Origin of the sequence: Streptomyces sp. SID3343, from assembly GCF_009865215.1 — a bacterium.
GTDB lineage: Bacteria > Actinomycetota > Actinomycetes > Streptomycetales > Streptomycetaceae > Embleya.
Window position 1 is genome coordinate 1 of sequence record NZ_WWJX01000140.1, and the last position, 7,427, is coordinate 7,427.

The window sequence follows — 7,427 nt, forward strand, 5'->3', positions numbered from 1 at the left end:
AGACAGGCAACGCAAGGCGACGCAACGCAGCGCAGCGCAAGGTGGTGGCAGGGCCCGGGAGTCGGGAGTGTCGGTCGTGCCGAACTCGACCGACTCCGCGCGGAGTTCGGCCTCGGCGGCAGGGCGCGAGTGACCGCCGCGGGTGAGCGCGGATCGGCGCGGATCGCGGGAGCCCGACGGACGGAAGCGGCACGACGACGCGACCGCAGGCGCACGCCGCCGTGAAGCGGCCGTGGTTCGCCCGGGTGGCGGGGTGCTAGTGGATCAAAGACACAGGCAGCCGGCGGAGCGGCGCAGATCGATGAACAGGCGCCGGGTCAGCCGGGTTCGGGGCGCGGGCGTGGCGGCGACACGGCTGCCTGCCGGAGTCACAACCCTGCGCATGACATCGTCCCCTTGCTGCGCATCGACGACCGGAGCGGCCGACGCCGCGACGTTAACCCAGCCCACCGGGTCTTGTCCATCACCGTGCCCGGCACCTCGCGCAGCGCTCGAAGGTATCGCAACTCCGGTTCGGATCAGGGGTATCGGTGTCCGTCTGCGCGACCGGCGAGCGCGGTACGGAAGCCGATGTCGATCCGACGGCGGCGGCGCGCGAGCCGATCGACCGACCTGCGGATGCCCTTTGACGACGCGCGATCCACCTCGTAGCCTGCGAGACATGCAGGCTCAGACCCGGTTCGCCACCCGCAGGCACATCGACCTGCTTCGGGTGACCAGTGCCGCGTGTCGACCTGTCCCTTTTGCCTCCGACTGAGGGGGTTGGCTCCGGCTAGGGGTCGGCTCGGGCCGAGGAGTCGGCTCCGAGGGGTCGGCTCCGAGGGGAGTCGGCGCGTTCTTGAGCAGCCGCCACACAAGACACAAGGCACCGACCGCTTCGGCGGGTGAGCGGTTGCCTCCTCGCGGCCGGCCCGAGATCCGCGCAGCGGGTGCCCACCGCGCCCTGTCGACCCGACCGGTCCACGCCCTGTTTGTCGGTCTGCGCGGCTGCGGCGAGACATCGCGCCACCCGCGGCGACCGACAACAGCGACGCACTCTGCCGCCGTCCGTCATCGGCGACTTCGTCCGATGCGGGCTCGATCCGTCATGCCGTGCGGTGCGGTGTCGTAAGCGTCCGGTGGCCGAGCCCGTCGGAGCGCGAACCCCCGCCGCCCGAGCGGTCACTTCCCCACCCCACCCATCTCACCCCAGCGCACGCCACCCCACCCCGTCAGACGCGGAAGGACCCTCCGTCATGAGCAAGCCCCTCAAGCAGATCCACCTCGCCGCCCACTTTCCCGGCGTCAACAACACCACCGTCTGGAGCGACCCCCAGGCCGGCAGCCACGTCGAGTTCGCGTCCTTCGCGCACCTGGCCCGCACCGCCGAGCGGGCCAAGTTCGACTTCCTCTTCCTCGCCGAAGGGCTGCGCCTGCGCGAACAGAACGGCCTGATCTACGACTTGGACGTCGTGGGGCGCCCCGACACGTTTGCCGTGCTCGCCGCCTTGGCGGCGGTCACCGATCGGCTCGGGCTGGCCGGCACGATCAACTCCACCTTCAACGAACCGTACGAAGTGGCCCGTCAGTTCGCCAGTCTCGACCACCTGTCCGCCGGCCGAGCGGCGTGGAACGTGGTCACCTCGTGGGACGCCTTCACCGGCGAGAACTTCCGGCGCGGCGGATTCCTGACGCCGGATCAGCGCTACGAGCGCGCCCGCACGTTCCTGGAGACCGCGTGGGAACTCTTCGACTCCTGGCACGGGGACGAGATCGTCGCCGACCGAGAGAGCGGGGTCTTCCTGGGCGATCCGGAGGCGGGCGCGTTCGAGCATCACGACGCGCACTTCGACATCTCCGGGCGGTTCAACGTCCCCCGCAGTCCCCAGGGCCGGCCCGTCATCTTCCAGGCGGGCGACTCCGACGAGGGCCGCGAGTTCGCCGCCGCCGGCGCCGACGCGATCTTCAGCCGGTACGGCACCCTCGCCGAGGGGCAGGCCTTCTACGCCGACGTCAAAGGCCGACTCGCGCGCCACGGCCGCAGTCGGGACCACCTGGTCATCCTCCCCGCCGCAACGTTCGTGCTCGGCGACACCGACGCCGAGGCGCACGAACTCGCGCACGAGATCCGACTGAAGCAGGTCAGCGGGCAGAGCGCGATCAAGTTCCTCGAACAACTGTGGAACCGCGACCTGTCCGCCCACGACCCGGACGGCCCGCTACCGGCGATCGATCCCGACCCGGGCGAGAACACGGTCGCCCGGGGCCGTGCGAGCGTGCGGATGTACCGCGACCCGATCGCCACCGCCCGCCAATGGCGCGAACTCGCCGAGGCCAAGCAACTCTCCAGCCGCGAGTTGATCATCGAGGTGACCGGCAGGCAGACGTTCGTCGGCGCGCCGGAGACCGTGGCGACGAGCATCAACGACCTCGTCCAAGCCGACGCCTCGGACGGATTCATCCTGGTCCCACACATCACCCCCGGCGGCCTGGACGCCTTCGCCGACACGGTTGTCCCACTGCTCCAGGAACGCGGCGTCTTCCGCACCGAGTACGAGGGCTCCACCCTGCGCGACCACCTCGGCCTTCCCGAGGTCCCGGCCGCGCCGCGCGCCGCCAAGGTGGCCTCGTAGGGGCCGGTGGGACCGGCTCGACTCGGGCGGGCCGGGTGGCCTGTCCCCGCCCGCCCGCTCATCCCGGACGGAAGTCCTGGATTCGGCCTCTTTTGGTACTTGGGTCCTGGGTGAAAGATCATGTTCGCTGCGGACCGAAAGCGTGACCACCCAGGATTCAATGAAGACGACACTTGCGCCGTCCGCCCGGGTGAAGCACACGAAGTACGAGTAGAAGGAGGCCCCGGATGGGCCGCCACCATCCCGCCGCGGCCGAGAACGGCGTTGCCGGGTTCCAGGCGGTCGGCGTCGCCCCGAGGCGACGCGCCCGCGCGCGCGAGCGCCTGTCGTGGACGATGTTCGGGCGACTGATGCGGACCGAGCACGGGACGGCCGCGTTCCCGTGGCGGATCACCGACGTCCTGGTGGTCGTCCTGGCCGCGGCGTCCGAGCTGATCGGCTATCTCGCGCCCGCCGAGAGCACGGCCACGTGGAACAAGACGGGCGCCGTGCTGCTGGCCGCGGCCGCTTCGACGCTGCTCTTCCGCCGCCGCTACCCCGTACAGGTGCTCGCGGCGGTCCTGGTCCTGCAGGTGATCGCCTATCTGAACACGTCGCAGACCTCGCACAACTACTCCGTGAGCATCCTCTTCGCGCTCTACGAGGTGGCCCGCCACGGCAGCCGGCGGACGATGTGGATCTCCGCGATCGGGGTCTCGATCGTCCAATTCGTTCGGGACGCCAAGGCCTCGGGGGCCGTCCTCCCGGCCGCCGTCGCCGGCCTCGGCGGTACCGTCGTGGTCATCCTCGTCGCGCTCGGGGTGCGCCGCTGGAAGGACGAGGTCGCCCTCAACCGGACCCTGCTCGCCGACCGCGCGGTCGCCGAGGAACGCCGCCGGATCGCGCGCGAACTCCACGACATCGTCGCCCACCACGTCACCACGATGTATCTGATGTCCGGTGGAGCCCGCTCGATGATGGACCGCGATCCGGACACCGCTCGAGCCGCACTCGTGACGCTGGAGTCGTCGGGCCGCACCGCCCTCCAGGAGATGCGGCAACTCCTGGGCGTCCTGCGCAGCACGGGGGAGGCGGAGGTCGCCCCGTCGAAGCCACAACCAGGTGTGGACGACATCGACAACCTCGTCGCCGAGTCGTGCGCGGCCGGCCTGCCGACCGGATTCGAGGTCCTCGGCGACCGACGCGCGATGCCCCTGGCCACCGGCCTCGCCATCTACCGGATCACCCAGGAGGCGTTGACCAACACGCGCAAACACGCGGGCAGGCGGGCCAACGCCCACGTTCGGCTCGCATACCTGCCCGACCGGGTCACGATCGACGTGTCGGACGACGGCACCGGCGACGGCAAGGCACCCGTGGCGAGCGGGGGTTACGGCCTCCTGGGCATGCGCGAACGCGTCGCCGTGCACGGCGGTACGTTCGAGGCCGGGCACTGCGGCGACGGCGGCTTCCGGGTGGCCGCGACCATCCCGCTGCCGCCCGATGAGCCGGACGCCGAAACCTCGCCCTGACGCCCGGCCGGCAGCCCGCGTCACCGAGCGTCGGCGGATCGGCCCCGGCCCGAACCCGGCGGTATCGACGCTCGCCCGCGCGTCGGCCGAGGCGACCGCCGGGAAGTCCACGACGTGCGGGGCAGGGGGCGGGGTCCCACGCCACCCCGATCCGCCAACGGGTTGTCGATACGTCGCAAGGATTCATTGGACGCATCGAACAGCCGGCGCTGTACTGGTGGCACCCAGCACCGGATGTACCACCTTCCGACCTTTGGAGCAGCCATGCAGCAGCCCGAGACCGTCGCCCTGCGCTGCGCGGCGGTGCAGTTCGAGCCGCGCCCCGACGACAAGGCGTTCAACCTCGGCCGGATCGAACACTTCGTCCGCCGTGCGGCCGCCGACGCGGTACAGGTCCTCGTCTTTCCGGAAATGTGCCTGCTCGGTTATTGGCACCTGACCAAGCAGCCGACCAGCCGACTGCACGAACTGGCCGAGTCCGCCGAGGGCCCGTCGGTGCGCGTCGTCCGCGATCTCGCGGTCGCGCACGACCTGGCGATCGGCGTCGGTTTCCTCGAACGCGACGACCACGGGCGCCTGTTCAACTCCTACGCGGTGTGTTTGCCCGACGACACGGTGCACGTGCACCGCAAGCTCCACGCCTTCGAACACGAGGCGATCGACAGCGGCGACCGGTTCACCGTCTTCGACACCCCGTGGGGGGTGCGGGTGGGCGTGCTGATCTGCTGGGACAACAACCTCGTGGAGAACGTCCGCGCCACCGCGCTCCTCGGCGCCGAGGTACTGCTCGCGCCGCATCAGACCGGCGGTACCGCGTCGCGCAGTCCGCACGGCATGAAGCCCGTCCCGCTCGACACGTGGGAGCGCCGACACCGCGACCCGGCGGCGATCGAGGCCGCCTTCCGCGGCCCGAGCGGGCGGGAATGGCTGCTGCGCTGGCTGCCCGCCCGGGCCCACGACAACGGCCTGTTCGTCGTGTTCGCCAACGGTGTCGGCCGCGACGACGACGAGGTGCGCACCGGCAACGCGATGATCCTCGACCCGTACGGCCGCATCCTGACCGAGACCTGGGTGGCCGACGACGCGATGGTCGTCGCTGACGCGGATCTCGCCCTGCTGCCGATGGCCACGGGGCGGCGCTGGCTCAAGGGCCGCCGGCCGGAACTGTACGACATCCTGACCCACCGCTTCGGCGACGAGCGCGACCCCCGCACGGCCCGCTTCTCCACCGAACCCGTCGACCGCCCGGGGTCGGCCGGGTCGCGGACCGTCTAACAGCACCGGGCCGATGGGTGCCCCTCCTTCTCCTTCGCCCGCCACGACTCGTACGCCCGTCGCGTCGGCACGGGCGCGTCCGGGTGCTCGCGCGCATGGCGCGCGCAGTGCCGGTCGTAGTCCGCGTCGCCGGAGAGCTCGCGCAGATACCACCGGATCCCACGCACCAGCCGCATCGCCGCGAAGCGGGCGCGAGTGCCGGTGCTGGTGCCGGTGCCTGGGCGTGGGCCCGGGCCGGCTTCGGGGTCGATCACGGCCGCGCCGCCTCGTCGTCGTCGCCCGTGCCGCCCCCGCCGACTCCCGCGAGTTCCTCGGCGCGTGGCGGCCGGTCGGCGGCGGTGAGGTCGAGCGTGGACTCGACGTACGGCGTCTCGGTCGTCGGTAGCGACCCGGGGGAGCGCACCGCGGCCACGCACACCACGGCGGCATTGCCGATCACCAGCGTGATCAGGACCAGGAACACCGCGATCAGCACGCCGTCGACGGTGGAATTGACCACGACCGTGTGCATGTCGTCGAGGTTCTTGGCCGGACCGAGCACCTTGCCCGCGTCGATGGCGTCCGCGTAGCGGTCGCGCTGCGCGAAGAATCCCACGCGCGGGTCGTCGGAGAAGATCTTCTGCCACCCCGCGGTGAACGTCACCGCGACGTCCCACACCAGTGGTACGCCGGTGACCCACGCCCACCGCAGTCGACCGGACGTGACCAATATCGTGGTGGCCACGGTCAGCGCGACCGCCGCGAGCAGCTGGTTGGCGATGCCGAACAGTGGGAAGAGCTGGTTGATCCCGCCGAGCGGATCGGTGGCCCCGACGTAGAGGAAGTAGCCCCACAGTCCGACCACGACGGCGCTGGTCAGCCAGATGCCCGGCTTCCAGTCGACCCGGCCGATCGGTTTCCACACGTTGCCGAGCATGTCCTGGAGCATGAACCGGCCCACCCGGGTACCCGCGTCCACCGTGGTCAGAATGAACAGCGCCTCGAACATGATGGCGAAGTGGTACCAGAACGCCTTCATCCCCGAGCCGCCGAACACGTCGGCGAAGATCTCCGACATGCCGACCGCGAGCGTGGGCGCCCCACCGGAGCGGGCGATCAGCGTCTGTTCCTCGACCGCCGACGCGGCCGACCGCAGATCCTCGGGGGAGATGGTGAAGCCCAGGCCCGCCACCGCGTGCGACGCGCTCTCGGCGGTGGCGCCGAGGACACCCGAGGGGGCGTTCATCGCGTAGTACAGACCCGGGTCGATCACGCACGCCGCGATCAGCGCCATGATCGCCACGAACGACTCGACCAGCATCGCGCCGTAGCCGATCAGCCGGACCTGCGACTCCTTTTGGATCAGCTTCGGCGTCGTCCCGGAGGCGACCAGCGCGTGGAAGCCCGACAACGCGCCACACGCGATGGTGATGAACAGGAACGGGAACATCGATCCGGCGAACACCGGCCCGCTGCCGGAACTCGCGAACGAACTCACCGCGTCCGTCTTGAGCGTCGGCGCGGCCACGACCACCCCGATCGCCAACAACGCGATCGTGCCGACCTTCATGAAGGTGGACAGGTAGTCGCGCGGCGCCAGCAACAGCCACACCGGCAGCACCGACGCGACGAAGCCGTATCCGACCAGACAAAAGACCAGCGTCTCGGGGCTCCACGTGAACGCGTCCGCCAGGGCCGAGTTCTCGATCCACCCGCCGGAGACGATCGCCGCCAGCAGCAGTCCGACCCCGATGACGCTGGCCTCCAACACCCGGCCCGGGCGCAGGAAGCGCAGATACACCCCCATGAACAGGGCGATGGGAATCGTCATCGTCACCGAGAACGTCCCCCACGGGGAGTCCGCCAGCGCGTTGACGACCACGAGGGCGAGCACCGCCAACAGAATGATCATGATGGCGAACACGGCGACGAGTGCCGCGATGCCGCCGACCCGGCCGATCTCCTCCCGGGCCATCTGGCCCAGGCTCTTGCCGTCGCGGCGCATCGACAGGAACAGGATCACCATGTCCTGTACCGGCCCGCGCCGGGC

Annotated in this window: 6 protein-coding genes; 3 read left to right on the forward strand and 3 right to left on the reverse strand. The window is 70.5% G+C overall.

Features of this window, described 5'->3' with window-relative positions; genetic code table 11:
* Positions 1-264: 264 nt before the first annotated feature.
* The gene (locus GT354_RS56335; RefSeq protein WP_346011843.1) at positions 265-384 is read right to left on the reverse strand and encodes a putative leader peptide; all 120 of its coding nucleotides are present in this window, start codon (positions 382-384) and stop codon (positions 265-267) included.
* A gap of 851 nt (positions 385-1,235) precedes the next feature.
* On the opposite strand from GT354_RS56335, the gene GT354_RS04410 reads away from it, so the two are divergent.
* The 3 genes from GT354_RS04410 (at position 1,236) to GT354_RS04420 (ending at position 5,398) form a co-directional block, all read left to right on the forward strand.
* Positions 1,236-2,612 carry an NtaA/DmoA family FMN-dependent monooxygenase gene (locus GT354_RS04410; protein WP_161354836.1) on the forward strand — a complete coding sequence of 459 codons (1,377 nt, stop codon included), beginning with the start codon at positions 1,236-1,238 and terminating at the stop codon, positions 2,610-2,612.
* Positions 2,613-2,839: 227 nt separating this feature from the next.
* Entirely contained in the window at positions 2,840-4,123 is a 1,284-nt protein-coding gene (locus GT354_RS04415; RefSeq protein ID WP_161354837.1) for a sensor histidine kinase, read from the forward strand.
* 264 nt (positions 4,124-4,387) lie between these two features.
* On the forward strand, positions 4,388-5,398 hold the full coding sequence (locus GT354_RS04420; protein WP_161354838.1) for a nitrilase family protein: 1,011 nt from the start codon (positions 4,388-4,390) through the stop codon (positions 5,396-5,398).
* Here the strand turns inward: GT354_RS04420 and GT354_RS04425 are convergent.
* Positions 5,395-5,652 (reverse strand): YbdD/YjiX family protein, encoded by a 258-nt coding sequence (locus GT354_RS04425; RefSeq protein ID WP_346011844.1) that lies wholly within the window; start codon positions 5,650-5,652, stop codon positions 5,395-5,397. The genes GT354_RS04420 and GT354_RS04425 overlap by 4 nt on opposite strands.
* Positions 5,649-7,427 (reverse strand): carbon starvation CstA family protein (locus GT354_RS04430; protein ID WP_161354839.1); only part of this gene is annotated, 1,779 nt, incomplete at its 5' end. The genes GT354_RS04430 and GT354_RS04425, both read right to left, overlap by 4 nt.

Coding starts and splice junctions, on each gene's coding strand:
- GT354_RS56335 (WP_346011843.1), bottom strand. CDS start 384: ATGCGCAGGGTTGTGACTCCGGCAGGCAGCCGTGTCGCCGCCACGCCC.
- GT354_RS04410 (WP_161354836.1), top strand. CDS start 1,236: ATGAGCAAGCCCCTCAAGCAGATCCACCTCGCCGCCCACTTTCCCGGC.
- GT354_RS04415 (WP_161354837.1), top strand. CDS start 2,840: ATGGGCCGCCACCATCCCGCCGCGGCCGAGAACGGCGTTGCCGGGTTC.
- GT354_RS04420 (WP_161354838.1), top strand. CDS start 4,388: ATGCAGCAGCCCGAGACCGTCGCCCTGCGCTGCGCGGCGGTGCAGTTC.